Origin of the sequence: Bartonella sp. CL434QHHD (assembly GCF_042195145.1) — a bacterium.
In the GTDB taxonomy this organism is placed as follows: domain Bacteria; phylum Pseudomonadota; class Alphaproteobacteria; order Rhizobiales; family Rhizobiaceae; genus Bartonella.
In genome coordinates, this window is record NZ_JBHINT010000042.1 from 123490 (window position 1) to 147103 (window position 23614).

General features: G+C 36.3%; 23 protein-coding genes, 1 tRNA gene and 2 pseudogenes. 12 read left to right on the top strand and 14 right to left on the bottom strand.

Going from position 1 to position 23614, the window contains the following annotated elements:
• The first annotated feature begins 642 nt into the window (after positions 1 to 642).
• Positions 643 to 1050: a large conductance mechanosensitive channel protein MscL gene (gene mscL, locus ACFILN_RS07715; protein ID WP_273790360.1), complete on the top strand. Its 408-nt coding sequence runs from the start codon at positions 643 to 645 to the stop codon at positions 1048 to 1050.
• A gap of 18 nt (positions 1051 to 1068) precedes the next feature.
• On the opposite strand, the gene ACFILN_RS07720 is transcribed toward mscL, so the two are convergent.
• Positions 1069 to 2775, bottom strand: a complete 1707-nt coding sequence (locus tag ACFILN_RS07720; protein ID WP_375660724.1) for an ATP-binding protein — start codon at positions 2773 to 2775, stop codon at positions 1069 to 1071.
• A gap of 820 nt (positions 2776 to 3595) precedes the next feature.
• Positions 3596 to 6169 carry a DNA translocase FtsK gene (locus ACFILN_RS07725; RefSeq protein ID WP_375671219.1) on the bottom strand — a complete coding sequence of 858 codons (2574 nt, stop codon included), beginning with the start codon at positions 6167 to 6169 and terminating at the stop codon, positions 3596 to 3598.
• A 460-nt stretch (positions 6170 to 6629) separates the two neighbouring features.
• On the opposite strand from ACFILN_RS07725, the gene ACFILN_RS07730 reads away from it, so the two are divergent.
• From ACFILN_RS07730 to rpoH, 3 genes are all read left to right on the top strand, one after another.
• A complete protein-coding gene (locus tag ACFILN_RS07730) occupies positions 6630 to 8060 on the top strand; it encodes an aldehyde dehydrogenase family protein (protein WP_273790357.1) in 1431 nt (476 codons plus the stop codon).
• 29 nt (positions 8061 to 8089) lie between these two features.
• Positions 8090 to 9094, top strand: coding sequence for an RluA family pseudouridine synthase (locus tag ACFILN_RS07735; RefSeq protein WP_375671221.1), 1005 nt, complete (start codon positions 8090 to 8092; stop codon positions 9092 to 9094).
• A 148-nt stretch (positions 9095 to 9242) separates the two neighbouring features.
• Entirely contained in the window at positions 9243 to 10127 is an 885-nt protein-coding gene (gene rpoH, locus ACFILN_RS07740; protein WP_273790355.1) for an RNA polymerase sigma factor RpoH, read from the top strand.
• A 203-nt stretch (positions 10128 to 10330) separates the two neighbouring features.
• On the opposite strand, the gene ACFILN_RS07745 is transcribed toward rpoH, so the two are convergent.
• From ACFILN_RS07745 to ACFILN_RS07755, 3 genes are all read right to left on the bottom strand, one after another.
• Complete coding sequence (locus ACFILN_RS07745; protein ID WP_375671223.1) at positions 10331 to 11752, bottom strand: hypothetical protein; 1422 nt, start codon at positions 11750 to 11752, stop codon at positions 10331 to 10333.
• Between the two features lie 237 nt (positions 11753 to 11989).
• Positions 11990 to 13279 carry an adenylosuccinate synthase gene (locus tag ACFILN_RS07750; protein WP_273790353.1) on the bottom strand — a complete coding sequence of 430 codons (1290 nt, stop codon included), beginning with the start codon at positions 13277 to 13279 and terminating at the stop codon, positions 11990 to 11992.
• Positions 13280 to 13663: 384 nt separating this feature from the next.
• Entirely contained in the window at positions 13664 to 14827 is a 1164-nt protein-coding gene (locus tag ACFILN_RS07755) for a phosphoserine transaminase (protein WP_273790352.1), read from the bottom strand.
• 398 nt (positions 14828 to 15225) lie between these two features.
• On the opposite strand from ACFILN_RS07755, the gene ACFILN_RS07760 reads away from it, so the two are divergent.
• Positions 15226 to 15301 (top strand) — tRNA-Phe (locus ACFILN_RS07760).
• Positions 15302 to 15400: 99 nt separating this feature from the next.
• Here ACFILN_RS07760 and ACFILN_RS07765 read toward each other — a convergent pair.
• The 8 genes and pseudogenes from ACFILN_RS07765 to ACFILN_RS07795 all read right to left on the bottom strand — a co-directional run bounded on the left by ACFILN_RS07765 (position 15401) and on the right by ACFILN_RS07795 (position 19113).
• Positions 15401 to 15604 (bottom strand): AlpA family transcriptional regulator, encoded by a 204-nt coding sequence (locus ACFILN_RS07765; protein WP_273790351.1) that lies wholly within the window; start codon positions 15602 to 15604, stop codon positions 15401 to 15403.
• 80 nt (positions 15605 to 15684) lie between these two features.
• Complete coding sequence (locus tag ACFILN_RS07770; protein ID WP_375657627.1) at positions 15685 to 15963, bottom strand: hypothetical protein; 279 nt, start codon at positions 15961 to 15963, stop codon at positions 15685 to 15687.
• 17 nt (positions 15964 to 15980) lie between these two features.
• A pseudogene (locus ACFILN_RS09700) lies at positions 15981 to 16301 on the bottom strand (phage antirepressor KilAC domain-containing protein); the annotation flags it as partial.
• Positions 16231 to 16515, bottom strand: coding sequence for a Rha family transcriptional regulator (locus tag ACFILN_RS09705; protein WP_404977345.1), 285 nt, complete (start codon positions 16513 to 16515; stop codon positions 16231 to 16233). The gene ACFILN_RS09705 and the pseudogene ACFILN_RS09700, both read right to left, overlap by 71 nt.
• A 417-nt stretch (positions 16516 to 16932) precedes the next feature.
• Positions 16933 to 17661, bottom strand: coding sequence for a Rha family transcriptional regulator (locus ACFILN_RS07780; RefSeq protein ID WP_375671225.1), 729 nt, complete (start codon positions 17659 to 17661; stop codon positions 16933 to 16935).
• Between the two features lie 195 nt (positions 17662 to 17856).
• Positions 17857 to 18087, bottom strand: coding sequence for an antA/AntB antirepressor family protein (locus tag ACFILN_RS07785; RefSeq protein ID WP_375671227.1), 231 nt, complete (start codon positions 18085 to 18087; stop codon positions 17857 to 17859).
• Between the two features lie 64 nt (positions 18088 to 18151).
• Entirely contained in the window at positions 18152 to 18487 is a 336-nt protein-coding gene (locus ACFILN_RS07790; RefSeq protein WP_375671229.1) for a hypothetical protein, read from the bottom strand.
• Between the two features lie 272 nt (positions 18488 to 18759).
• Positions 18760 to 19113 carry a helix-turn-helix domain-containing protein gene (locus tag ACFILN_RS07795; RefSeq protein WP_004859838.1) on the bottom strand — a complete coding sequence of 118 codons (354 nt, stop codon included), beginning with the start codon at positions 19111 to 19113 and terminating at the stop codon, positions 18760 to 18762.
• 87 nt (positions 19114 to 19200) lie between these two features.
• Between ACFILN_RS07795 and ACFILN_RS07800 the strand changes: the two genes are divergently transcribed.
• Both ACFILN_RS07800 and ACFILN_RS07805 read left to right on the top strand, forming a co-directional pair.
• Positions 19201 to 19494: a helix-turn-helix domain-containing protein gene (locus ACFILN_RS07800; RefSeq protein WP_375657577.1), complete on the top strand. Its 294-nt coding sequence runs from the start codon at positions 19201 to 19203 to the stop codon at positions 19492 to 19494.
• The gene (locus ACFILN_RS07805; protein WP_375665183.1) at positions 19463 to 19954 is read left to right on the top strand and encodes a hypothetical protein; all 492 of its coding nucleotides are present in this window, start codon (positions 19463 to 19465) and stop codon (positions 19952 to 19954) included. Before ACFILN_RS07800 ends, ACFILN_RS07805 begins: the two co-directional genes overlap by 32 nt.
• On the opposite strand, the gene ACFILN_RS07810 is transcribed toward ACFILN_RS07805, so the two are convergent.
• Positions 19951 to 20520 (bottom strand): hypothetical protein, encoded by a 570-nt coding sequence (locus ACFILN_RS07810; protein WP_375661049.1) that lies wholly within the window; start codon positions 20518 to 20520, stop codon positions 19951 to 19953. The genes ACFILN_RS07805 and ACFILN_RS07810 overlap by 4 nt on opposite strands.
• Positions 20521 to 20927: 407 nt before the next feature.
• On the opposite strand from ACFILN_RS07810, the gene ssb reads away from it, so the two are divergent.
• The 5 genes and pseudogenes from ssb to ACFILN_RS07835 all read left to right on the top strand — a co-directional run bounded on the left by ssb (position 20928) and on the right by ACFILN_RS07835 (position 23434).
• Positions 20928 to 21374: a single-stranded DNA-binding protein gene (gene ssb / locus ACFILN_RS07815; RefSeq protein WP_375661050.1), complete on the top strand. Its 447-nt coding sequence runs from the start codon at positions 20928 to 20930 to the stop codon at positions 21372 to 21374.
• Between the two features lie 108 nt (positions 21375 to 21482).
• Complete coding sequence (locus tag ACFILN_RS07820) at positions 21483 to 21923, top strand: hypothetical protein (RefSeq protein WP_375671231.1); 441 nt, start codon at positions 21483 to 21485, stop codon at positions 21921 to 21923.
• Positions 21924 to 21990: 67 nt separating this feature from the next.
• Positions 21991 to 22202: pseudogene (locus ACFILN_RS07825) on the top strand (type II toxin-antitoxin system HicA family toxin).
• Positions 22199 to 22594: a type II toxin-antitoxin system HicB family antitoxin gene (locus ACFILN_RS07830; protein ID WP_273790990.1), complete on the top strand. Its 396-nt coding sequence runs from the start codon at positions 22199 to 22201 to the stop codon at positions 22592 to 22594. The pseudogene ACFILN_RS07825 and the gene ACFILN_RS07830 overlap by 4 nt, the downstream one beginning before the upstream one ends.
• A 501-nt stretch (positions 22595 to 23095) precedes the next feature.
• On the top strand, positions 23096 to 23434 hold the full coding sequence (locus ACFILN_RS07835) for a hypothetical protein (RefSeq protein WP_375671233.1): 339 nt from the start codon (positions 23096 to 23098) through the stop codon (positions 23432 to 23434).
• Positions 23435 to 23614 lie beyond the last annotated feature (180 nt).

Below are 23614 nucleotides of genomic sequence, written 5' to 3' on the forward strand. Positions count from 1 at the left end.
CTGATGCGTTAAATACAATTTTGCATCTATTAAGTGCTCTGTCTAACATATATTTTAAGTAATGACAGTTGATTGTTGAACTCACACCTATCATACCAACGACTTCCAAACCAAAATGATCTTGCAAACCCTAGAGCTCTGCTATTTATAAACTGATACAATCTTCCAGCAGATGAAATGTGTTTCTTCCATCGGAATTATCTCCATTTTAGCTCATGCAACCCAGTACAAATAGCTTTTAGATAAGCCATAATGCCCTCCTAATTTCTATTATCGCTTACTAAATTAAGAGGAATTAAATTATAAGTTTTACTGTGGTATTGTGTAAAAATCTCTCTTTTTAATGTTAACATAAAAATCTTGAGGCAATTATATAAATTAAGCTACAGTTTTCTACTTTCTGTTGAAAAAGCAGATATAGTTTTTATTAAAAAAGCTTTTTTCTAGGAAAGGTTCTATGTAAATTCAAATAGAGCCCTAAAATCCAAATAGAACCCTAAAGCTCTTTATTAAACCTTATAAAGTCTTTGAAAATAATATTAATATTGTAATATAATCATAAAAACAAAATCTGCCCTTTCCTTTTTCATCAAAAGCGGTAAGTAAATTACCGTATATCACTTACATAAAGGGGAAAATGCAATGCTTAAAGAATTCAAAGAATTTGCCCTAAAAGGTAATATGATTGATCTTGCTATCGGTGTGATTATAGGGGGTGCTTTTGGTAGCTTGGTCAACTCAATTGTCAATGATATTTTTATGCCAATCATTGGATTGATTACAGGTGGAATTGATTTTTCTAATATGTTTATTCAACTTGCTGGCGAAAAACAAGCAACATTGAGTGCCGCCAAAGCAACTGGAGCAACCATTAGCTATGGACACTTTATTACTTTACTTATCAATTTTCTCATTATTGCTTGGGTGCTTTTTTTATTCGTTAAAGCTATGAACAAAATCCGTAGAAAAGAAGAAGAAAGCCCCCAAAAAACGTCTTCAGAAGAACAACTGTTAACAGAAATTAGAGATCTTTTGGCTAAGAAAAAATAATTTTATGCAAGATTTACATCATGGAACACGAGGAAAAAACATTTCCACAGTTGTTCCGTAATTGGGTTTGGAGAACAGTAAAAATTGTCCCCCTCTTTCTTCCACCATTGCTTTACACATTGGGAGCCCTAAACCTGTTCCCATAAAAGCGCTATCACCAGATCGGCCATCCTTGCGCTCTACTTGACCATAAGGTTGCAGTGCCTGTATAATCTCTTCTTCGTTCATCCCTATACCATTATCACTCACTGAAATTTTTACACGTTCTTTTCTATAAGAAACGTGAACAATAATCTGTCCACCCAAAGGTGTAAAACGAATAGCATTGGAAAGAAGATTCCATATAATCTGGCGAAACACTTGTTGTGATACAGGAATAAATGGAACATGAGGTGGAGCAACAATACGCATGATAATGCCGTTCTGATTGGCTTGTGTCTCAAGAAAAGCTATCGTCGCACGTAAACAAGATATCACATCAAATGTTTCAGAAATAAGGGAAGAATCAATCTGGTTATCGGAACCAGAATAATTTATCTTCGAGCACTCTAGTAATTGATTAATCAGCAATAATATATGTTTTCCAGAGGAAATAATATCGCGTAAATATCCATGATAGCGCTCATTTTCTATCGAACCAAAACGGCCTTCTCTCATAATTTCTGCAAAACCAATAAGAGCATTCAAAGGTGTTCGTATTTCATGAACAACTCCAACGATTTTATCCTCTTCTGCTTTTTTTTCTCCTGATGGAACTGTTTGTGTCCTATCACGCAACATAACAGCATAATTTCCTTGCTTTGCCAAAAATACAATCGTTATCAAAACGGTTATATTTTTATGATTTTTCGTCATTAAATCAGCTGTTTCTCTGCGATTTAAAACCTGATTTTTTCCCTCCATGCGGATTGATTTAAAATATTTTTCAACCAAAAGTCGGCTTTGAAAAGTAAATAATGAAGAGAGTGGCTGTCCTCGCAGTTCATTTATTTCATAACCCATTAATGCTAAGGCTGCCCTACTCGCTGATTGAATAAAGCCTTCTTCATCCAACCATAAAACACCATCTGTTGCTGTATCCAACAATGATAAAACTGCAGCGGGCTCTTTTACGAGAGCTTGTTCTATAGCATTTACCGGCAATGTTTGTGCATATGGTAACTGAATAGCTGTTTCTTCAACTAAATTTTCTTCTTTTACCGATGAATTCAATTCATCACGCAATTGCTCTGCAATTTCATGAAAAGCTGAGCGTTCTATCTCCGTAAGACATGGTATTTCTGTTGCTAGCTTTTCATTTCTTTTTTCTTGGACTTTTTTTTGTATTTTTAAAACACCAAAGCCACGAAACCCTTTAAGCTGCTTTGTAACATCAAAAATTGGCAAAGCCGACAATTCAACATCAAGCCATTGTAAGCAACCATCAACAGGCCATTGAACAATCTCTTTACTCCAAGGCATAGCCGTTTCAATAAAACGACTGAGAACCAGATATCGATCATCATTAAATTGATGAGCAAGTTCATGAAAACTACACCCTAAAATAGAGGAAGAGAGAGGGCCAACAACTTCAGCTAGCTCTTTTGAGACTTCACAAAACAAACCATTGTGATCGATTTCCCACGTAAAAGGCCGTGGCAAAAGCTCTGGTGTAAAACGAAAAGCTTCTTGCTGCGATTTTAATTCATTTGTATTTAACTTTAACTCATCTGCTTTTAATGGCATAACTAAAACTAAAAAGTGTTGGATTTACTCTCAAATGAATAATGCTAATTTGTTTACAATTATCTGTTCTGGTTAAAATAACTTGATATCTCATATAAATTGTCTGTAGCAAAATTTTGACTGTTTCATCAACAAAACAAGAATAAAAAGAAGCTTCCAGCTCTTGTTGCTTATTCACCCATTATGTAATAAATCTTGTTACAATAATGGTAACATCTCCCTCGCATAAATAGTACTCAAAAAGAATACACTTATTTTACACATTCATGCGCCTTTTTTGAAAAGATATCTCCCAAGATCCCCAAGCTTATTTTACGACGTCATCTGTAAATGGTGTAATGTAAAAGTCCCTATAGAGGATATCAAGGCATTGTGCATTACCATTTTTATACTTATAAAAGAGCTGGTTAGCACCATCATTATACTAATTTCAGCCCCTAATGTTACCAATAGTTCTTGGCATTTGAAGGCATTCATACAAAGATCTTTCTTTCATTAGAATCGCTACAAAAGAAAAAATATACCACCGCACTATTTTATTAAAAATTTTCTCTGTAAAAAAGAGAACACAAATTATCTTTCTTCATATAAAGATTTGTTTAATTTCTTTATATTCCAGATCATTTAGAAATGTTAAAATATCTCATAATCTCCTTTGATATCAGCTTGTTTACCTCATCAGAAGTCTTAATACAAAAGATCGCTTTTGCTTTATTACTCTCCATTTAAATTTTTAATATTATATAAAAAAATAAAACAAGCACATTTAAATAATAACTGTCAGATATTTAAAAAATTGCATATTTTTAAATGCGTTTGTTTATTTTCCTTCATTGAGTAAAATTTCACGTTTTCCAACATGATTAGCGGCTCCAACAATGCCTTTTTCTTCCATCCGCTCGACGAGAGAAGCTGCTTTATTATAGCCGATTGAAAGTCGGCGCTGAATATAAGATGTTGAACATTTTTTATCACGCATAACAATTTTTACAGCTTGGTTATAAAGTTCCTCACCCTCTTCATCAAAATTTTCTTCCTCAGAAATTTCAGCCGCTGAATCAGCAGAAGTATCCTCTTTGTTATCGTCTTCATTATCCGTTACCGTTGCCAAATAATCAGGTTTTCCTTGCATTTTAAGATGTGCAACGATGGATTCAACTTCTTCATCTGAGACAAAAGGTCCATGAACGCGCACAATGCGTCCACCACCAGCCATATGAAGCATATCCCCCTGACCTAAAAGCGTTTCAGCACCTTGTTCACCCAAGATCGTACGACTATCAATTTTTGACGTTACTTGAAAAGAAATGCGGGTAGGAAAGTTTGCTTTAATTGTACCGGTGATAACATCAACAGAAGGACGTTGCGTTGCCATAATAAGATGAATACCTGCCGCACGCGCCATTTGCGCTAAACGCTGAATGGCATTCTCTATCTCTTTCCCTGCCACCATCATAAGATCAGCCATCTCATCAACAATCACAACAATATAAGGAAGCTGCGTGAGATCCATGGCTTCTTCATGATAAAGCATTTCCCCTGTTTCCTTATCAAAACCCGACTGAACAGTACACATGATCGTTTCGCCTTTTTGAGCTGCAAGTGCAACGCGTGCATTAAAACCATCAATATTACGCACACCCAACTTAGCCATTTTGCGATAACGCTCTTCCATTTCACGAACCGCCCATTTTAAAGCTGTTACTGCTTTTTTGGGATCTGTGACAACGGGTGTTAAAAGATGTGGAATGCCATCATAAACAGAAAGCTCTAACATTTTAGGATCAACCATGATCAAACGACACTGCTTTGGTGTCATACGATAAAGAATCGACAAAATCATTGTATTAATTGCAACAGACTTGCCTGATCCTGTTGTTCCTGCAACCAATAAATGAGGCATTTTTGCTAATTCTGCAATGACCGGTTCACCATTAATCCCCTTCCCCAAAGCAAGAGCAAGTTTAAATTCACTTTCACGAAAAGAACGTGTTTGGATTAATTCGCGTAAATAAACGGTTTCACGAACCGCATTGGGTAACTCAATCCCGATAACATTACGTCCAGGAATTACAGCAACGCGTGTAGAAATAGCAGACATAGAACGCGCAATATCATCAGAAAGATTAATAACGCGCGATGACTTTACGCCCGCGGCGGGTTCAAATTCATACATTGTTACCACTGGCCCTGGATGAACATGGATAACTTCACCCTTAATGCCAAAATCTTCCAAAACACTTTCCAAAAGTCCAGCACCACGTTCTAATGTTTCTTGAGGAATCATCGTACCTTCATGAAAAACAGGTTCCTGTAATAAGTTGATCGGAGGAAATTCATAAACATCACAGTCAATAGATTGAATATTTTGCATAAAAGCAGAATCATAATTACCTAATGGCCTACGAGTAGATTGCAATGTTTTAGTTTTACTGTTTGCTTGCATCACAGAAAAATCTTTTGAATTCTTTGTGACGGCTTTGTTTATACAATCAACAGTATTATTGGCGACAGTATTATTGCTATTTTCAGTCTCTATACTCGCTCCTGCATCGCTTAACGCCCCTGTATTACTTAACGTATGAGCAGAATCTTCAACAGAAAGCTTAGAATGACTCTCTTTAGTAGTATCATTATTTGTATGCATTAAATCAGAAATTTTCTCAACGCCTCGCATCCTTTCCGCTGGAGATTCTGATGTAATTGAATCATAGAGTTGTGGAAAGCGGTATTCAAGAACACGGTAAAGAGCCGTTATTGACTCATCAAAGGCTGTGGGAATATCCGGTGTAATTTCATTTGTCGTATCAATTGATATTCCATCCTCTTTTGAAGTTTGAGTCTCCACATGTTCAAATATCAAAGATTCACACTCAAAAAATGCATCATCGGAAAGATGCAAAGCAGGTTTTATTTTTTGTAGCACATTTTCCACTTGTAATTTACGTTCTTGTTCATCCTCCTCAAGTGGAATATTTGCTGACGGCATATGAATAGCTTGTCGTGACAACTGCTTCAGAACCGTTGAATGACAAACTGATGTTTTATTCTCTATTGATTGAGGATTAATGACTTTTTTTGTCGAAAGAATATTGGTTGTTTTCTTGTTACAACGTACAATATCTGTATCTGTAATTTTTTTTTGATCTTGCTTCGTAAAAATTTTAAACTGTTTTGCAAAAACTGGATCTGTTTCTATACGACGACGCAAAATCTCAACTTCTGGGGTTCTCGTGAAACGGACGTTTTTTCCGAGGGCAAATGCCTTTTTCCACACTTCCGGATAAGGAAATATCTCAGTAATCTTAACAGATAAATCTTCTCTTGATGCACCTTCCGTACTATCATCAGAAAAAGAAGACGTAGAAATAGATTTTGTTTTCGAATTATGCATGGCACCCAACAAATTTATAGCAATGAGAAAAATAACCTTTTCAAAAAGAATTCGTAGAAACTATCATACGAAGGTTAATAACCTTTTGCTGATGGTTACTTTTTAATGAAAAAAATAATGCCATAATGCATATTCATAATCTGCCTTTTGCATATTTACGATATAAATTGCTCAGTTTATGGTGTCATAGAGCTCGTATTTCATTTGTTTTGAAGAAAACTTCATGATAAAAAAGATTCAAGAAAATTGTCTATACCTCTCTTTCTCTCCCTTTTCATAAGAGAAACTAGTCTCAATAATACAATGAGCATTGCTCTATTGAATTCTCCATGCTCAATTATCACGATATAATCTAATTTCTCGCGTTTTTATAAGATTACCCTTGTTATCCTCGTTTAAAAAGGCTTAGACTAAGACAATCATAATTACATAAATACAAATAGAAAAAAGGGAGTGAATTATGTTTAATAAACGGAAATTTTATATCAATGGTCTATGGGATGAGCCAAGCATTCCTCACGATTTTGACGTCATTAATCCATCAACAGAGGAGGCTTGTGCTGTCATTAGCCTTGGAAGTACAAAAGATGCCGATAAAGCAATTAATGCGGCTAAAGAAGCGTTTCAAAAATGGAAAACAACGTCACCAAATGAGCGTCTTGGATTTGTTGAAAAAATTCTAGAGATCTACGAAAAACGTTCCAAAGACATGGCAAAAACCATTTCAATGGAAATGGGAGCACCGATTGATATGGCGCTTAATGCGCAAACTGCAACCGGAAGTTCCCATATTCGCAATTTTATCGAAGCTTATAAAGAGTTTTCGTTCCAAGAAACTTTAATAAAGGGAAATGAGCAAGCAATCCTTCACTACGATCCTATCGGCGTCGTAGGATTAATTACGCCATGGAATTGGCCCATGAATCAAGTAACTCTTAAAGTTATTCCTGCTCTCTTGGCTGGCTGTACCATGGTGTTAAAGCCCTCTGAAATTGCGCCTCTTTCTGCTATGCTTTTTGCTGAATTTTTAGATGAAGCCGCACTTCCAGCCGGTGTTTTTAATTTAATCAATGGTGATGGTGCGACTGTCGGCTCTTACCTCTCTGCACATCCAGATTTAGAAATGATCAGCTTTACTGGTTCAACTAGAGCAGGAAAAGATATTTCTAAAAATGCCAGCGCTACTTTAAAAAGAGTCTGTCTGGAACTTGGTGGAAAAGGAGCGAATATTATCTTTGCTGATGCCGACTCAGATGCTATTCAACGTGGTGCACGACATTGCTTTTATAATAGTGGACAAAGTTGTAATGCACCGACTCGTATGCTTGTGGAACAGAGCATCTATGACAAAGCCATAAAAATAGCCAAAGATATTGCAGAAACAACAAAAGTAGGACCAAACTGCCAAGAAGGAAATCATATTGGACCTGTCGTTTCAAAAAAACAATATGATAAAATTCAGGATCTTATCCAATCGGGAATTGATGAAGGTGCAACTCTTGTTGCAGGCGGGACTGGTTTACCAAAAGGAATGGAACGCGGTTATTATGTCCGTCCAACAGTCTTTGCTGATGTAAAACCTCATATGCGTATTTTTAAAGAAGAAATCTTTGGTCCAGTTCTCTCGATTCTTTCTTTTAGTACAGAAGAAGAAGCCGTCGCTTTAGCGAATGAGACTGAGTATGGTCTTACAAACTATATTCAATCGCAAGATCGCAACAAATGTCGTCGTATTGCGGCACAAGTACGCTCTGGTATGGTAGAAGTTAATGGACATGGATTACCCAGTGGAAGCTACTTTGGAGGTGTAAAATTTTCTGGGCGCGCTCGTGAAGGAGGACATTGGGGAATTAAAGAATTTCTCGATAGTAAAGCAATTTCGTACTGGTAAAATCTTATTAAAAACTTAATAGGAATCGTATGGTAATACAGAAAATAACGGATGAAGGTGCTCTTGGGCAACGTCTTGATCAGTGGCTCGCAAAACAATATCATGATGTGCTCTCGCGTTCGCGTTTGCAAACCCTCATCCGTGAAGGCTGTCTTAAAATTGATGGTCAATTCATAAAGGAACCAAAAACAAAATTAAAACCTAACCAAATAATTGAATTGGAAATGCCTGACCTTCGTGATGCAGAACCTAGCGCTGAAGCCATTGCATTGGACATTCTTTTTGAAGATGATCATGTCATTGTTATTAACAAACCAGCTGGTCTTGTTGTTCATCCTGGGAATGGCAATTGGACCGGTACATTGGTTAATGCCCTTATTTACCACTGTGGGAATAGTTTATCTGGTATAGGTGGTGTTAAACGCCCTGGCATTGTCCATCGTCTTGATAAAAATACAAGCGGTGTTATGGTTGTTGCAAAAAATGATCTAGCTCATAAAAGTCTCAGTGCTCAATTTTCTGATCATGGACGTACCTGCGCATTAGATCGACGCTACCATGCCTTGATTTGGGGAACACCTCAGCGCAATGTCTTGACAATTGATGCATCACTTGGCCGTTCGCCCCATAACCGGACAAAGCAAGCTGTCATCCATAACCAAAACCCTTATGCTCGTCATGCTGTTACACATGTTTCTCTGCTTGAAAAATATGGCTCTCATGCAGACTCAACATCTTTTGCTAGCCTTCTGGAATGTCGCTTGGAAACTGGACGCACCCATCAAATCCGTGTTCATATGACTCATATTGGGCATCCACTCATAGGCGATACAGTTTATGGAAACGCTTTTAAAACAAAATCAAACACATTCAACCCCACTATTAGAAATGCAATCGATCAATTCAACCGACATGCACTCCATGCTGCAAGTCTTACTTTTGAACATCCTTCTACCGGTAAAGTTATGTCGTTTTCCGCACCACTGCCTCAAGATATGGCTAAACTTATTAAACTTTTTAAAAAAGTGAATTGAAACTTTTCCCCTTCTCAAGATTTCACAATAAAATATCTTTTTTTGAACAAAATTGAAAAATATGCTAGAGTGAGATTATGAGGATAGTTAGCTATCTAAAACATAGAATTTGCCTTATCAGGGAATTCAAACAAAAGGAGGGTGCTATATGGCCCATATGAATTTATTATCAGTAATGACAGGTGATGGTGGTTTAAACCGTTACTTGGAAGAAGTGCGTCGTTTTCCAATGCTTGAGCCAAAAGAAGAGTATATGTTAGCTCAGCGTTACCGTGAGCATAATGATCTAAAGGCTGCGCATAGGCTAGTAACCAGCCATTTGCGTCTCGTAGCTAAAATCGCGATGGGATATCGGGGCTACGGACTTCCCATTGGGGAAGTCATTTCAGAAGGCAATGTTGGACTCATGCAAGCTGTTAAACGTTTCGAACCAGAGCGGGGTTTTCGTCTTGCAACCTATGCAATATGGTGGATTAAAGCATCAATCCAAGAATATGTATTGCGCTCTTGGAGTTTGGTGAAAATGGGGACAACAGCTAATCAAAAGCGTTTGTTTTTCAACCTTCGTAAGTTAAAAAGTAAACTTCAAGCACTTGATAGTGGCGATCTCAATGCAGAACAAGTGAAAAAAATTGCAATCCAGTTGAATGTCACAGAAGATGAAGTTGTATCAATGAATCGTAGGCTTGGTGGTGATACTTCACTCAACGCACCAATTCGAACAAAAGAAGGGGAAAACAGTGAGTTGCAAGATTGGTTGGTGGATGAATCTAACGATCAAGAACAAATTTTAATTGAAAAAAGTGAATTAGAAAATCGCCGTTCCATGCTCATAAATGCCATGGACAATCTCAATGAACGCGAAAAGCGTATATTTAAAGCGCGTCGTTTAAACGATGTACCACTAACCCTAGAAGAACTCTCTGGTGAATTTAATATTAGTCGAGAACGAGTAAGACAAATTGAAATGCGTGCATTTGAAAAAGTGCAAAACTCTATCAAAGATTCTACTTTATCTCAAAGTCAAGTATAAAACCTAGAGTTAAGTATAAAGCCAATGGTTTGCACATTCTTTAAATGTGAAAATGAAAAAAAGCATGCCTTGGCTTTATACTTGTAAATTAGCCTATCGAATTCTTTAAGTTATTGATATGTAAAGCTTTATTGAATATATTTGGTATATAATTGATAAAGACGGTCGTAGAAAATTCTTCACAGCCGTTTATTTTTTTGCATCTATGTTTTATTTTTTTGACCAAGAACTGTTAACTTATCTTGTTGTGCAAGCCATTGTCCAATAACTTCATTAAAAATAGACTTACCTGTTGGTCCTTTTGCAAAGGTTAATTCACTTATACGCCCGTTTTTATCCGTTAACACCAAACGCATCCAATCTAATTCTCGCATCAATTGTAAATTTCGATCAAGAAATGGATGATTACCACTCAATGCGACAAGAAAAAAGTCATCGTTAATCTTTGCAGCAATGGTTCTTGTTAAAGCCTGTCCAATGGATTGTTCACTTGCTTTAAAGGTTAATGCTTGAACATTGCTTATAGCTTTACCTGAAAATTTATCAGAAAGAATAAAAACAAGGTCCATAATATATGCAGCAGGAAATGACTGATCGGTATTACGACGTAAAATTAACCGTAATGATACCCCTTCATCAGGAATTGTTATATCACCTTGTATAGTTGTTTCTTCTGGAGCCCCCTTCACTTGAGATTCTTTTATAAGCGTCCAGCGAGCACTTCCCGTTGCTATCTTTTCTGCATCATAATTTGTACGTGCTTGATAGAAAACAGCTTCACCTGATTTTTCAAGCGATTGCAAATTGCTATCAACAACTGTTGAGAGTACTTCTTCATCCGAAGAATCTATCGCTTGTTTTAAACCAACATCAATTTCACTTCCATCCTCTAATAAGCGTTGTGTTAACTTTCTCTTAATTGGAAATGCCTTTGGTACTCTGTGAGAAGCTTGAAGATTTTCTTCTAAAAACTGATGATCATTTGATACAAATACACGCTCACCAACAAAAAAAATACCAACAATTAAAACAACAAAACTAACAACAGAAACAGCACTTATTACAATACGCCTTTGCACTAACGATTTATTAGCACGACGTAAAGCCTGAGAAAAAATGTGCGAAACAATATGCGGATTATCTTCCTGCGAAGGAGAAATCTTTAACACACTGCTATTAACATGCTGAGAAGGCACATCAGCCTCCATATTAACAGGCTCTGCATCTGGTATATCTGATACACAAAGCTCATCAAATACCTTGTTATCCTTTGAACGCGTAACAAAATCCTGTTTTCTTTTTATATTTACCTCTGAAAATTCATTATTCTTTGGTAATATAGTTTTTTTTGTATATTTCTTATCTTCATTTATATTTGTGGGATTCCACCCAATAACTGAAGAAAGCCGCTTCTTTTCAACTGCTAAATATTCTCCTTCAACAGTTGCAATAGAACTTTGAAGAATCTTTCTCTGTTCATCCGCTATTGCTTGTGGTATTTTTGCTGTTAAAAATTGATGTTCTAGTGTTTCGGTAGCACGCCTATAAATCCGCTTACGCACTTGTGGTGTAATATTATTTTGTGCATTAATTGTCTTTTTTAAGATTCCAACGAAATCTACCATTTCCTCTATAATCTCTCTTAAACTGAGAAAAAATCAATAGTAAAGCCAAAAAACTTTATTTTAGCCTTCTAAATTGATTGCCATTTAATATTGGTACAACTATCGCAACAATGTAAAATGAATATGAAAAATAAACAATGCTATTTTGCACCTTTCTCTTACGTGCTCTTAAAAACTTTTTTTGTAAAAAGAGACAAAAACGCACAGAGAACATATATAGAAATCTAAAAATAATAATCAATTAACAAAGGGATCCGTAATAAGAATAGTATCTTCACGCTCTGGACTTGTGGATAATAAAGCCACTTTTGTATTAATCAGTTCTTCAATATAGCGTATATATTTAATAGCCTGCACTGGTAAATCTTCCCACCTCAATGCATGTGCTGTTTCTTCCTTCCAACCTTCTAATGTTGCATAAACAGGCTTCACCCGATCCTGAGCTCCCATGGAAGAAGGTAAATAATCAATTCTTTTACCATCAAGCTCATAACCAATACAAATTTTTATTTCATCCAAACCATCTAAAACATCAAGTTTTGTCAATGCTATACCTTGAACACCGCAAATTGTTACCATCTGACGTACTAAGACAGCATCAAACCAACCACATCGACGCTTTCGACCCGTTACAACACCAAATTCATGTCCACGCACTCCCAGAAATTCACCAATATCATTTATCTGCTCTGTCGGGAACGGCCCTTCTCCAACGCGTGTAGTATAAGCTTTTGCAATACCCAAAACATAATGAATTGCATCAGGTCCCATCCCCGAACCTGTACATGCTTGCCCAGCAACTGTATTAGATGACGTTACATAAGGATAAGTTCCAAAATCATTATCTAATAAAGCACCTTGCGCACCTTCAAAAAGAATGTGTTTCCCTCCTCGATAACCTTCATCTAAAAGACGCCACGTACAATCCATAAAGGGCAAAATTTTATCCGCAACTTGCATCAATTCATCATAAAGTGCTCGAGAATCAATCTCTGCAACACCCATCCCACGACGCAAAGCATTATGATGCCTCAAAAGCCGCTCAATCTTAGCCATAAGTGTATCTTTTTCTGCTAAATCCATCACTCGGATAGCACGACGTCCCACCTTATCTTCATAAGCCGGTCCAATACCACGCTTTGTTGTACCAATTTTTAAACCAGATAAACCGCTTTCTCGAATTGCATCAAGATCACGATGCAAAGAAAGAATCAAAGGAGCATTTTCAGCAATACGCAAAATTTCTGGTGTGATTTTTACACCCTGATCACATAGTTTTTTTACTTCTGCAACAAAATGATGAGGGTCAACAACAACACCATTGCCTATAATTGATAACTTGCCACGCACTAAACCAGACGGTAAAAGTGATAATTTATAACTGACTCCATCAACAACCAATGTGTGGCCAGCATTATGCCCCCCCTGATACCTCACCACGATATCTGCTCGCTCAGATAACCAATCTACAATTTTACCTTTGCCTTCATCACCCCATTGTGTACCGACAACAACTACATTGGCCATAACTTTCTCCGTCGTGTTTGGTTAAAAAAACCAGCATTCAAAAACAAACACTTCTTTATAACGAAACCTTAGAGCAAGTGCGACTCCTCATTTCAGATTTTTCTCAATCTTCAAGTGATTAAATTTTCAAATTTATGATAATAAAGATAAGCAAATACCAAAATATTTTAAATCTGTTATTTTTGCTACAACAAAGTAAAAAAAATAGAGATTTTAATTTGTGCGTATCCAACACCTGACAGAGCATTCATTCTCTCTCTTAATCTTTTACAATTCACGTAATATTTAGATGCTGTCTGTCTGATACAAGAATACGAAAGATCATCATAATCTTTCGTATCCTTTTTTGTTTAAAAATACGTTGTGAAAATCACCAGTAATTATTTAAAGCTGTGCTTTTTCAACTTGGAACGCCCACTCAAGCCATTGTGTCAAAATTTCAAGATCGGAAGCCTCAATTGTTATACCCGCCCAAATTCTAAGCCCAGGAGGAGCATCGCGATACGAACCGATATCATAAGCAACCCCTTCCTCATCAAGACGTTTCACAACCGCTTTTATAAAAGATACTCGCTTTTCCGTATCCAAAGCAGTAATCACTGGATCCACAATATCTAAACAAATAGCGGTGTTAGAACGCACTTCAGGATCTTTTGCCAAATATTCTAACCATGGCGTTTTGCGAACAAAAGCATCAAGTACAGAAAAGTTTTTCTCAACCCGTGCTCTTAATGCCGCTGCACCTCCTAGAGACTTTGCCCACTTCAACCCATCAAGAAAATCCTCAACACAAAGCATAGAAGGTGTATTGATTATCTTTCCTTTAAAAATATCTTCGTTCAATTTTCCATTTTTTGTCATATAGAAAAGTTGAGGCATAGGCCAAGCTGGAACATGATTCTCAAGCCTCTCAACAGCACGAGGACTTAAAATCACCATACCATGTGCAGCCTCACCTCCCAAAACTTTCTGCCATGAAAAAGTAACAACATCTAATTTTGAAAAATCAAGATATTGCGCAAAAGCTGCCGATGTTGCATCACAAATGGTCAATCCAGCCCGTTTATGCGGAATGAAATCCGCATTAGGAATACGCACACCAGAAGTTGTCCCATTCCATGTAAAAACAACATCCCGATCAAAGTCAAGTTGTGTTAAATCTGGTATTTCACCATAAGGAGCTTCAAAACGACGCACATCAGAAAGCTTTAATTGCTCGACAACATCTTTATTCCACCCAAATCCAAAACTTTCCCACGCCGCCATATCAATGCCACGCTCACCTAATAGAGACCATAGAGCAGCCTCAACAGCACCGGTATCTGAACCGGGCATAATTCCTATACGATGATCAGAAGGAACCTCAAGAATCTCACGGGTTAAATTAACAACTTCAGCAAGTTTTAATTCTGCTTCTCTAGATCTATGTGAACGCCCAACTACTGCATTTTTAAGAACATCAAGAGTCCAACCAGGCCGTTTACTACAAGGGCCTGAAGAAAAATTAGTATTATTGGGACGACTACTTGGTTTTTGTAACATTATCATTATTTCTCCCCTTTTAGATGTTTTTTTCTTTATAAAGAAAAACAAATTATTATAAAGACTAATCAACAATCTTTTTAGAAAAAGTCAAAAATGTTGTCTATTATTTCGTATGCTTAAAATTCACGGAAACTTTATAAAAAAATCTTTCTTAATCATGCTTCTCGATTGATTCTTTTAATTTTTTTTCGTATCACCACCACGATAAGACAGCATTCTAATAACAATACACTAAAGTGTCCAATATACCTATCAAATTTATTTTATGATAAAGATTCATTGATAACGCTCTAGAATAGGGAGATAAACTTATTAAAAAATCAATTATTTTTCTTTTGATGACTGGACAGAGAAAATTTTAATGTTATAACCGCAAACGCTTTATGTTTTTTATGAAGCATGCCCAGATAGCTCAGTTGGTAGAGCAGCGGACTGAAAATCCGCGTGTCCGTGGTTCGAATCCGCGTCTGGGCACCACTTTTTGTTTTTAACATATTGAAATATATAGATTTTTTCTTTAAATAGCTATTTTCAGACCACCTTTTAGACCACCTTCTACAGTTTATATAATTTTACCTAATTTGTTCTTATTTGCTCCTTATTTTTCTTTGGAGTGAAGTCTAAGATCTCTTTTTTTCTCCATCTCACTGCTCTCCCTAGCTTATATGGCTCCGGAAACAAACCCTGAAGCACCCAATTGCGAATCGTTGTTGTGGATACACTAAAAAGCTGTGCACACTCACGTGTCGTTACATATCTATCTCCATCATCAAATATCATCTCATTACCTTTCTCTTTTTTATGTTAATTAATCCCCTCCTCGTCTTATAGGACGAGGAGATGAAATCAATTGTTTAAAACTAAGCCGCTTTCGTGACAGACTTCTGCAAACTCGGATCATAAGCTCGCAACAAAGAATCCATTCTATGGGGCAGCTCTGAATCTCCAAAATCCGTTAAAACTGCTAGAATCTTTGTAATATTTGGAATTTCATCTTGAAGTTTTAAAATCAAAGCTTTTTCTACTACGCTCATGATGTCAACCAAGGCACTACAGTCTTTGTCATCTACGTATTCACAATTGACAAACTGAGACAACGCTATCCACAAATCACATAAAAAGTCGATACTGGGATTTATTGCACACCCCCAAAGATTTATTCTCTCAAACAAGCCAATCCTCTGGATGTGATTTTCGTTGAAGGCAGCACCTTTTCTGTACCATCCGGTCTTTGAATGGTAATAGCGTGACAATCCATGAATCCTTTCTTGATCTTATCCTGATAAGGTAACAGCGGCGCCCTTGGAGCACGTCGATATACCCAGTCATGTTTACGCAAGTAATCTGTTTAATCTTTTGGTCGTACCTCTAACATCTTTGCTGCTTCAATAAGACCAAACAAACCATCAGAGCGTTTTAAACCATCCAAAGCCTTTGCTTTGGGTGCTAATTCTGAAATAACATGATCTTTTTGCTCGTAAGGCAGTGCTGTAACCAGAAACAAGAATTAGACATTCGCGTTTAAGGAGGTTATAACAAGGGCGGCTTTCACCTTTGCTATCAAGGTAATAACCACTAAAATCAACCACCCCAAATTTGGGGGCGTTAAGTTCTTCAAGCATTTTCTTGATATCGCGCATCACATGGTCATGTCTTTTACTGCACAATTCTGCAATTTCACGACTCGACATAGTCTGAGTGGTAGCACTATTAGCAGTGCTTTCTTTAATTTCTATAAGTGTGTTCACTGTGAACTCCTTGGTAATAGAGGTTTTCTATTGACACTCTAAAAGAGTGCCGGGTGCTAGAAAACACGGTACCAAGTCCGTCGTCACACCTTTCCCGTGAGGGTATTGTATAGTGTAACTACACCCGACAAGACCGTTATATGCTACAGCATATAATGAGTCAAAATCTTTAATGTTCAGAAGACTGATTATTTCGGCAACCAATCCGCTTGGTATTTTAAGGTGTTTTCTAGGCACATGATTCGACAATAGACATACTGATAGTATTTTGTCAAATAAAAAATTAAAAAATCGGCGCTTATAAACTATATCGATTTCATCAGTCAGTTCGTATTTCTTTTTTATCATAATAACCTCCTCTTAATGCATGCTTTGTCTTTTAAGCTCTTGAGACAGCACACCAATTCCTTTTGCTGTGACTTTTGCGCAAGGAATGACTTTTTCTATTCCATTTGCGGTTTTAAGTGTAATGGTTGGGCAATCCATAAGTTTCTTTTGGATTTTGTCTTGATACGGTAGCAAATTTCCACCTACTGCTCGTCTGTAAACCCAACCTTTTTTCTGTAAGAAGAGAATGAACTGTTTTGGTTGCATCTCGAGTATTTTAGCGGCTTCTGTAAGACCAAAGAGTCCATTATGACGCTGTAAGCTTTCAAGAGCCATTGCCTTTGGTTTTAAATTTACAATAATGTTATCTTTTTGTTCATTTTCATTTTTGAGATACGTTAAAACACCAAGCATAACTTGAGGACTTGAGTAGTCGATTTGTGGTATTACTGCTTGCTTTTCCAATTCTTGCCAACGGTCTATAATCCTAGCACGTAATGTCATGCTGTAACCAGAAACTAAAATGAGGCATTCATGTTTAGGAAGGTTGTAACAGTTTTGGGGCTTACCCTGTTTATCTAAATAGGTGGATCCAAATTTGGATTGACCCCCTTCAGGATATAATTCTCCTAACATTTGTCGAATATCACGCATAATATGCGCATGTTGCTTACCGCATAACTCTGCAATTTCACGACTAGACATCGTTTGAACTGTTGTGTTTTGAAAATTTCTTTCAGATGTTGTGATAAAATTATGCATGCTTCACTCCGTTCGTTGTGGCAACATTGTCATTGTGCTTAATTTGCTGTCTTAGATGTCTTAAGAAATCTTCTAATGTTTCAGGATTTGAATAATCGATTTTTGAATTTGCTTTTTTTTCGCATTTCAGAAAATATTCACGCACTTGTTTACCTTTGAGACCAGGTTCACAAATGGCAATGTGTTTTGCTGTGTCTAAAGTGAGAGCATAATCTTTAAAAGGATTTCCACGTGAGGAGTTTGATAATTCTTAGTAGAAAGTACAAAGTCGACATCTTCTCTAAAGCTAAGTTCTTTAATACAGTTTGTTATCCACTTTCTAAACTCGGTTTTTACCTCTAAAAAGGTATATAAATCACGAACGCTAATAGTTTGAACCTTTTGATGCTGAATAATATTGTATTGAGTAGCAAGAAGCTTTTCCATTACAGACCTCATATTGGTGGGATTGTTGAATGAAAGGAGGCGCTTTTAAATGCGCCCTCAGATTTTAAAGCACATCACATACACGCAAACGGTGTTGTTGTTCGTAAGTACCGTAAATCTCATCATTATATTTTTCGTCTGCGATCTCGTCTAAAAGTTCTTGGTAAACATCACTTTCGCGTACAAAGTCATAAACCTCACTATCCTCATGGAGATGTTCGATATTTTCTTTTACATATGCTTCTGCAATTTCTTCAGAGATATCTTCACAATTATTCTCAGAAGGATTGATGCGAAAGATTTGGATTGCATCAAGTGGTCCAGACTCTGCAATGTGTTGATCTTTATCGTAGGCAACTAATAAAATTTCATTGGAATTTATAAGAATTGGCTTATCCATAATTTTTCCTCCCTAACACCTCTTGGCGATTGTTTGTGCGTGGTTTATGGAATAAATAAATACGTATAATGCATACTTGTCAACAATAGAAATATGCGTTATGTGTATTTTATTTTTAACGGTATAAAAATCTTGTAAGAAGATTTTTTCTAAATGACGATTCTCATGAAAGGGGAAGGTGAATGGTTATGAAAACAATAAAAAGTGATATAGAATTAGATAACAAAATAATGCATCTGGTTTCTATATTTAGTAATGAAAGAAAAAAGCTTTTATTTTTTTTCTTCTGCATGCAGGCGATTTAAAAGGTGAAGAATTGTTTCTTTATCTGGTTGAGTTGTTTTTTGCAGTAGATTAATAATTTGCTCATCAACAGTTTGTTTTGTGGCAGGAATTGGAAAGGAGGGGCCTTCTCCCTCTCCAGTTAATAACCATCCTTCACTAATTCTAAATGCTTTTGCATATTTCGCAGATGCCCGTGATATTCCTCTTAATCCTTGTTCATGCTGTATATAGCTAGAGTAGTTCCAGCCAAAATATCTAGCTGCTTCTTTAGCACTTCTAAAACCACGCGCTAAACGCGCTTTTATTAATCTAGCAGATTGGTCTATCGTGTTACTAAGCATTTTTATCTCCTTAATATATTCATATTGCATATAATTGGTATGCATTTCGACTTGACTTTTAAGTGCTCATAATGCATATTATTTTTTATGGGAAAAATAGCAGTAAAACAGTTACGTAAAAATCTGAATTTAACTCTGAAAGAAATGGCAGCACGGTTAGGCGTCAACAAGTCAACAGTATGGCGTTGGGAAAAATATGGTGTTCCTTCAAGAGGAGCCGTTGCATATCTTCTCGAAGCGTTATGGAATGAACAATCTCCTCCAACTCCTTCTTTTGTCAAGGGTTCCACTGTTTGCATGAAGCCATGTGAACAAAATGAAATGTTGCAATCTCAATATGAAGAAAAGAATGAACATCAACAGCACCCTTCACACTCTTAAAGAAGAAAGATCAGAGATGATAGATGTCCCACAGATCACTATAAGCAAAGTCCAGTTGATTGATCTTGTTAATAAGATTGGACAGGAAACCATATATTATGGTCTCCGTTCGCCTGAAGATGCATGTTTTGAAATAAGGATAGATCCCTCATCAACAGGTTTTCTTGTCTATATGCTGCATAGTATCTTTGCGCGTGATGATAGAAAATATTTTCCGTTATTTCCGTACGATGATTTTAATCAATGGTTTTTATCTGTGTTTACGCAAGCTTTTACAACTTGGTTTGATAATTATTTTTCTCAAGAGTTGTCATCTTTTTATCGCTTAAATGAGCTGATCTTGTTTACAGCCTTAGTCAAAAGTAAGCTTGATTTCTTAAGGGATAAACTCATCGAAAAAAGAAAAGAAGAAATTGAATTAATAGATGATGCATGCAGTGTGTGTCTGAATCTGAGTTAATCCAATTTTTTAAAGTCTATGAGGTTGGTTTGTGTAGTTACAGTCATTGTTGTTTCTGGTTTCAATGGGGATGTATGAGTAATGATTAAAGTAACTTGGGCTTTTATATCTTCTTCACGCGCTGCTACAAAAATAAGGATTCCTGTGTACTTATCTTCTGAGGGAGCTATAGAAATATTAACATCGATTTCTTGTCCCGTTCGAAAATTCTCTGCTTCCTCACAGCGGCCGCGTGATTTGTGTGACGTTGGACTGGCATCAGGATTAACATATGGTGATTGCATTTGCCACCATCTTGTTTCAGGTTTGTATATGATGCCATATCCAAGAATAAAACGAGAACCATCTTTTAGCTTTATATTTAAAACGTGGATGACAGTTTGTGCATTGTTTTTTATCTTTAAACAAAGAAGCGTCCACTTGCCTTTTGTTGGCAAGTGGGGTCCAGTTATATATATGGAAGGTGGCGTTCTTAAATCCTCTACTCTTTTGTTATCTAACAAAATTTTAATATGTTCTTCTGACCATTTGGCAAGATCTTTTGTCGATATTGCTTGCTTATCCATTCTCTATCTTCTTCTCGTTTTTTTGCAGCTGTTCCAGTAGGAATGGAAGAAAAGATCATAAAGCTGTACGCTTTAGATCAAAACATGGCTTCTCTTTTAAGAAAAGAGGCTGATATTTGCCGAAAGAATTTTATAATGAGTTCTTCTGATCCACTTAACCGTGAAATTATTAGTACGTTTGTAAGTGTCTTTCACAACAAGATCTAACAGTGTTCAAGGAATTCATGGTGAGAACGGAAAAGAAACGCTGCTTGCAAAATAAAATACCTTGATCTCCTTATTTTATACACCGTAAACATAATTTTATATGTTAAAAACAATAATATACTTTTGAAATAATTGAAAAAATAAGCAAATTATGCTAAGATTTTGTATATATAAATTGCTAATCTAATGGGGCTACAAATATGCTAAATAAAGTGACTTTAATCGGGCGCCTTGGTGCTAATCCCGAAAGCAAAACAATGAATTCTGGAGCAGAAGTGGTTAATTTTCGTATGGTAACTTCTGAAAGCTATACAGATAAAAATACACATCAAAAAGTAGAGAAGTCTGAATGGCATTCTGTTATGATTTTTAATCCACATTTAGCAAAAATTGCACTTCAATATCTAAACAAAGGTTCAAAGGTTTACGTAGAAGGCAAATTACAGACACGCAAATGGCAAGATAAAAATGGGCATGACCGTTACACAACAGAGATTATTTTACCACAATTCAAAGGCGAGTTGTATTTGCTTGATGCAAAAAAAGAGCAATCGGCATTCCCTTCACCCATTACTTCTCAAAATTATGCTATCGCTTCAGGTGCTCAAGATTATAGAACAGCTCTTAACGATAGCGTCCCATTCTGATTGAAAAAAATATGACAAAAAGAAAAAAACGTGCAAAACGCGGTCGTCCTCGGATTAAGGGGGGTGTGAGAGAACCAAACGGACGCATCTCACGAGCAAAAACACCGCATGAACCCATGGGATAAATTGGCAATTGAAATGCGTGCCAAACGCTTTGGCTTGACCATAGAAGAGGCTAAAAGTCCGCTTTCCGGTACCTATATCGGGCGGCTTTATTTGCAAGGCGAAATCAATCAAGACCAATATAATGATGCGCAAAAATATCTTGAAGTGAAAAACAATTACCTATGTGCAAAAGCATTGCCTAATGCAATTTATGATAACTTTACTCCTTCATCAAATGAGGAGGCACAAAAACGGTGGATTGAAAGAGCAACTCATTGTTATGAAGAGACGAAAGAGGTTATCAAAGAAACACAACACCTCTATAGACAGTATAATCTTTATGCTGCATTACAATATCTTGTTATAGAAGATCAATCGCTAACACATCTTGTTAGTTCTTTGCGTATTGTTCTTAATGCGCTTCATAAGCATTTTAGCCGTTAAAAAAGAATTGACATCAGATGAAAAATCATTAAAATGTGTATATATTTACATATTATGAGTTTAGGTAATGGAACAAGATAGCCGAAAAATCATTGCAAAATTAAAGCGTGATGGCTTTGAACTTATCAAAGTAAAAGGTTCTCATCATAAATTTAAAAAATATGTATAGAAAGATGATAAGGTTGTTATCGTTCCACATCCTAAAAAAATCTTCCGATTGGTACAGCACGTTCTATCGCACAACAAGCAGGCTGGTTAAAAGAAGGAGAAGAAGAATGAAAAGATTTTTTGCTCTTGTTCATAAAGATGAAGACTCTGCTTTTGGTGTTCAGTTTCCTGATTTTGAGGAACTTTTTTCCGCTGCTGATGAGGAAGAAAATTTAATCGCAAATGCAACAGAAGCACTCCAACTTTATTGTGAAGATATAGATAGAGTGCCTATTCCTTCAAAATTTGAAGACGTCATACAACGGGAATCTGTCAAAACAGCTTTGTCAGAAGGAGCTTTTTTAATACAAGTCCCCTTTATTGAAAATGATGCAGAAGTGGTACGCACAAATATATCAATTGAACGAGGGCTTTTACGTGCAATTGATAATTGTGCACAAGAGAGAGGTTTAACAAGATCTGCTTTTTTGGCAACAGCAGCCCGTCACGAGCTTAATATTTAGCTCATCAATCTGGAAAAATTTCTCACTCTCGATTTTTTTTGCAAAAGCGTGTAATTGCATATGATCCGAAAACTATTAATGAAAATCAAAAGGCGGCAGGCAAACAAAACGCTATAGTTAAGAGGGATATAACTATCATTGATATTATATACATGGCATCTAATATTTCTGGACCTGTCATTGTCTTTCCCTCCTATAATAATTTCACAATAATTTATAAAATCTAAAATGTTTTAGAAAAATCTATATATTCTATTTTAAAATAAAAAATATAGATTTTTTTGTTGACATGGTGTAAAAAATAGTATTGAATGACAGTACGGCACTAGTTGAATTGCGTCTAAAATTCAAAAATATCCCTTAAAAATTCAGTAAAATGTGATCTTGAAACGTGGCTAGAAAGCCCTGTTTTCTTGCTAGTTCTGGCTAATCAATTTTTCAAATAACAAAAATTAATATTTGACTAATGATGTCATTAATTATGACTCAAAAGGAGCAATGATGAAAGCTGTCATCACTAAGCCAATGTGTGTTATTGGAGACAATAAAAGCACTGTTCGCTTTGAACCATCAACACCCAATAATCCATTTGTTGAAGTTTCTAATCAAGTCTACGCACGTCTCAAGCGTGCAAATGCTGCTAAACCTTTTGTTGGTGTCAAGACAACAGCAAAACAAGTTGAACGCTTTACTGAAAAGCAAGTTGCAGACATCTCATCAGCCCAAATAAAGCGTATAAGAAGAGGTGTTTATATTAAAGAAAAGGCAACAGCAAGGTTTCTTGAGACAGATATCATTGGTTCTGGAACACCGATACCTCTTAAATTTTNTTTATATTAAAGAAAAGGCAACAGCAAGGTTTCTTGAGACAGATATCATTGGTTCTGGAACACCGATACCTCTTAAATTTTTTAAAGTAAACGAAACAAAACGCGGCGTAACTTACACACTGTTTGGAAAGAAAGAAATCTTACCCCATGGTTTTATCAAGGGAGGCAGTTTTCCAAAGCGTGTTGAATT

Bases quoted from the DNA above. Each gene is read 5' to 3' on its own strand.
- mscL (WP_273790360.1), top strand. From the start codon at position 643: ATGCTTAAAGAATTCAAAGAATTTGCCCTAAAAGGTAATATGATTGAT.
- ACFILN_RS07720 (WP_375660724.1), bottom strand. From the start codon at position 2,775: ATGCCATTAAAAGCAGATGAGTTAAAGTTAAATACAAATGAATTAAAA.
- ACFILN_RS07725 (WP_375671219.1), bottom strand. From the start codon at position 6,169: ATGCATAATTCGAAAACAAAATCTATTTCTACGTCTTCTTTTTCTGAT.
- ACFILN_RS07730 (WP_273790357.1), top strand. From the start codon at position 6,630: ATGTTTAATAAACGGAAATTTTATATCAATGGTCTATGGGATGAGCCA.
- ACFILN_RS07735 (WP_375671221.1), top strand. From the start codon at position 8,090: ATGGTAATACAGAAAATAACGGATGAAGGTGCTCTTGGGCAACGTCTT.
- rpoH (WP_273790355.1), top strand. From the start codon at position 9,243: ATGGCCCATATGAATTTATTATCAGTAATGACAGGTGATGGTGGTTTA.
- ACFILN_RS07745 (WP_375671223.1), bottom strand. From the start codon at position 11,752: ATGGTAGATTTCGTTGGAATCTTAAAAAAGACAATTAATGCACAAAAT.
- ACFILN_RS07750 (WP_273790353.1), bottom strand. From the start codon at position 13,279: ATGGCCAATGTAGTTGTTGTCGGTACACAATGGGGTGATGAAGGCAAA.
- ACFILN_RS07755 (WP_273790352.1), bottom strand. From the start codon at position 14,827: ATGATAATGTTACAAAAACCAAGTAGTCGTCCCAATAATACTAATTTT.
- ACFILN_RS07765 (WP_273790351.1), bottom strand. From the start codon at position 15,604: ATGATATTTGATGATGGAGATAGATATGTAACGACACGTGAGTGTGCA.
- ACFILN_RS09705 (WP_404977345.1), bottom strand. From the start codon at position 16,515: ATGTCGAGTCGTGAAATTGCAGAATTGTGCAGTAAAAGACATGACCAT.
- ACFILN_RS07780 (WP_375671225.1), bottom strand. From the start codon at position 17,661: ATGCATAATTTTATCACAACATCTGAAAGAAATTTTCAAAACACAACA.
- ACFILN_RS07785 (WP_375671227.1), bottom strand. From the start codon at position 18,087: ATGGAAAAGCTTCTTGCTACTCAATACAATATTATTCAGCATCAAAAG.
- ACFILN_RS07790 (WP_375671229.1), bottom strand. From the start codon at position 18,487: ATGGATAAGCCAATTCTTATAAATTCCAATGAAATTTTATTAGTTGCC.
- ACFILN_RS07795 (WP_004859838.1), bottom strand. From the start codon at position 19,113: ATGCTTAGTAACACGATAGACCAATCTGCTAGATTAATAAAAGCGCGT.
- ACFILN_RS07800 (WP_375657577.1), top strand. From the start codon at position 19,201: ATGGGAAAAATAGCAGTAAAACAGTTACGTAAAAATCTGAATTTAACT.
- ACFILN_RS07805 (WP_375665183.1), top strand. From the start codon at position 19,463: ATGAACATCAACAGCACCCTTCACACTCTTAAAGAAGAAAGATCAGAG.
- ACFILN_RS07810 (WP_375661049.1), bottom strand. From the start codon at position 20,520: ATGGATAAGCAAGCAATATCGACAAAAGATCTTGCCAAATGGTCAGAA.
- ssb (WP_375661050.1), top strand. From the start codon at position 20,928: ATGCTAAATAAAGTGACTTTAATCGGGCGCCTTGGTGCTAATCCCGAA.
- ACFILN_RS07820 (WP_375671231.1), top strand. From the start codon at position 21,483: ATGAACCCATGGGATAAATTGGCAATTGAAATGCGTGCCAAACGCTTT.
- ACFILN_RS07830 (WP_273790990.1), top strand. From the start codon at position 22,199: ATGAAAAGATTTTTTGCTCTTGTTCATAAAGATGAAGACTCTGCTTTT.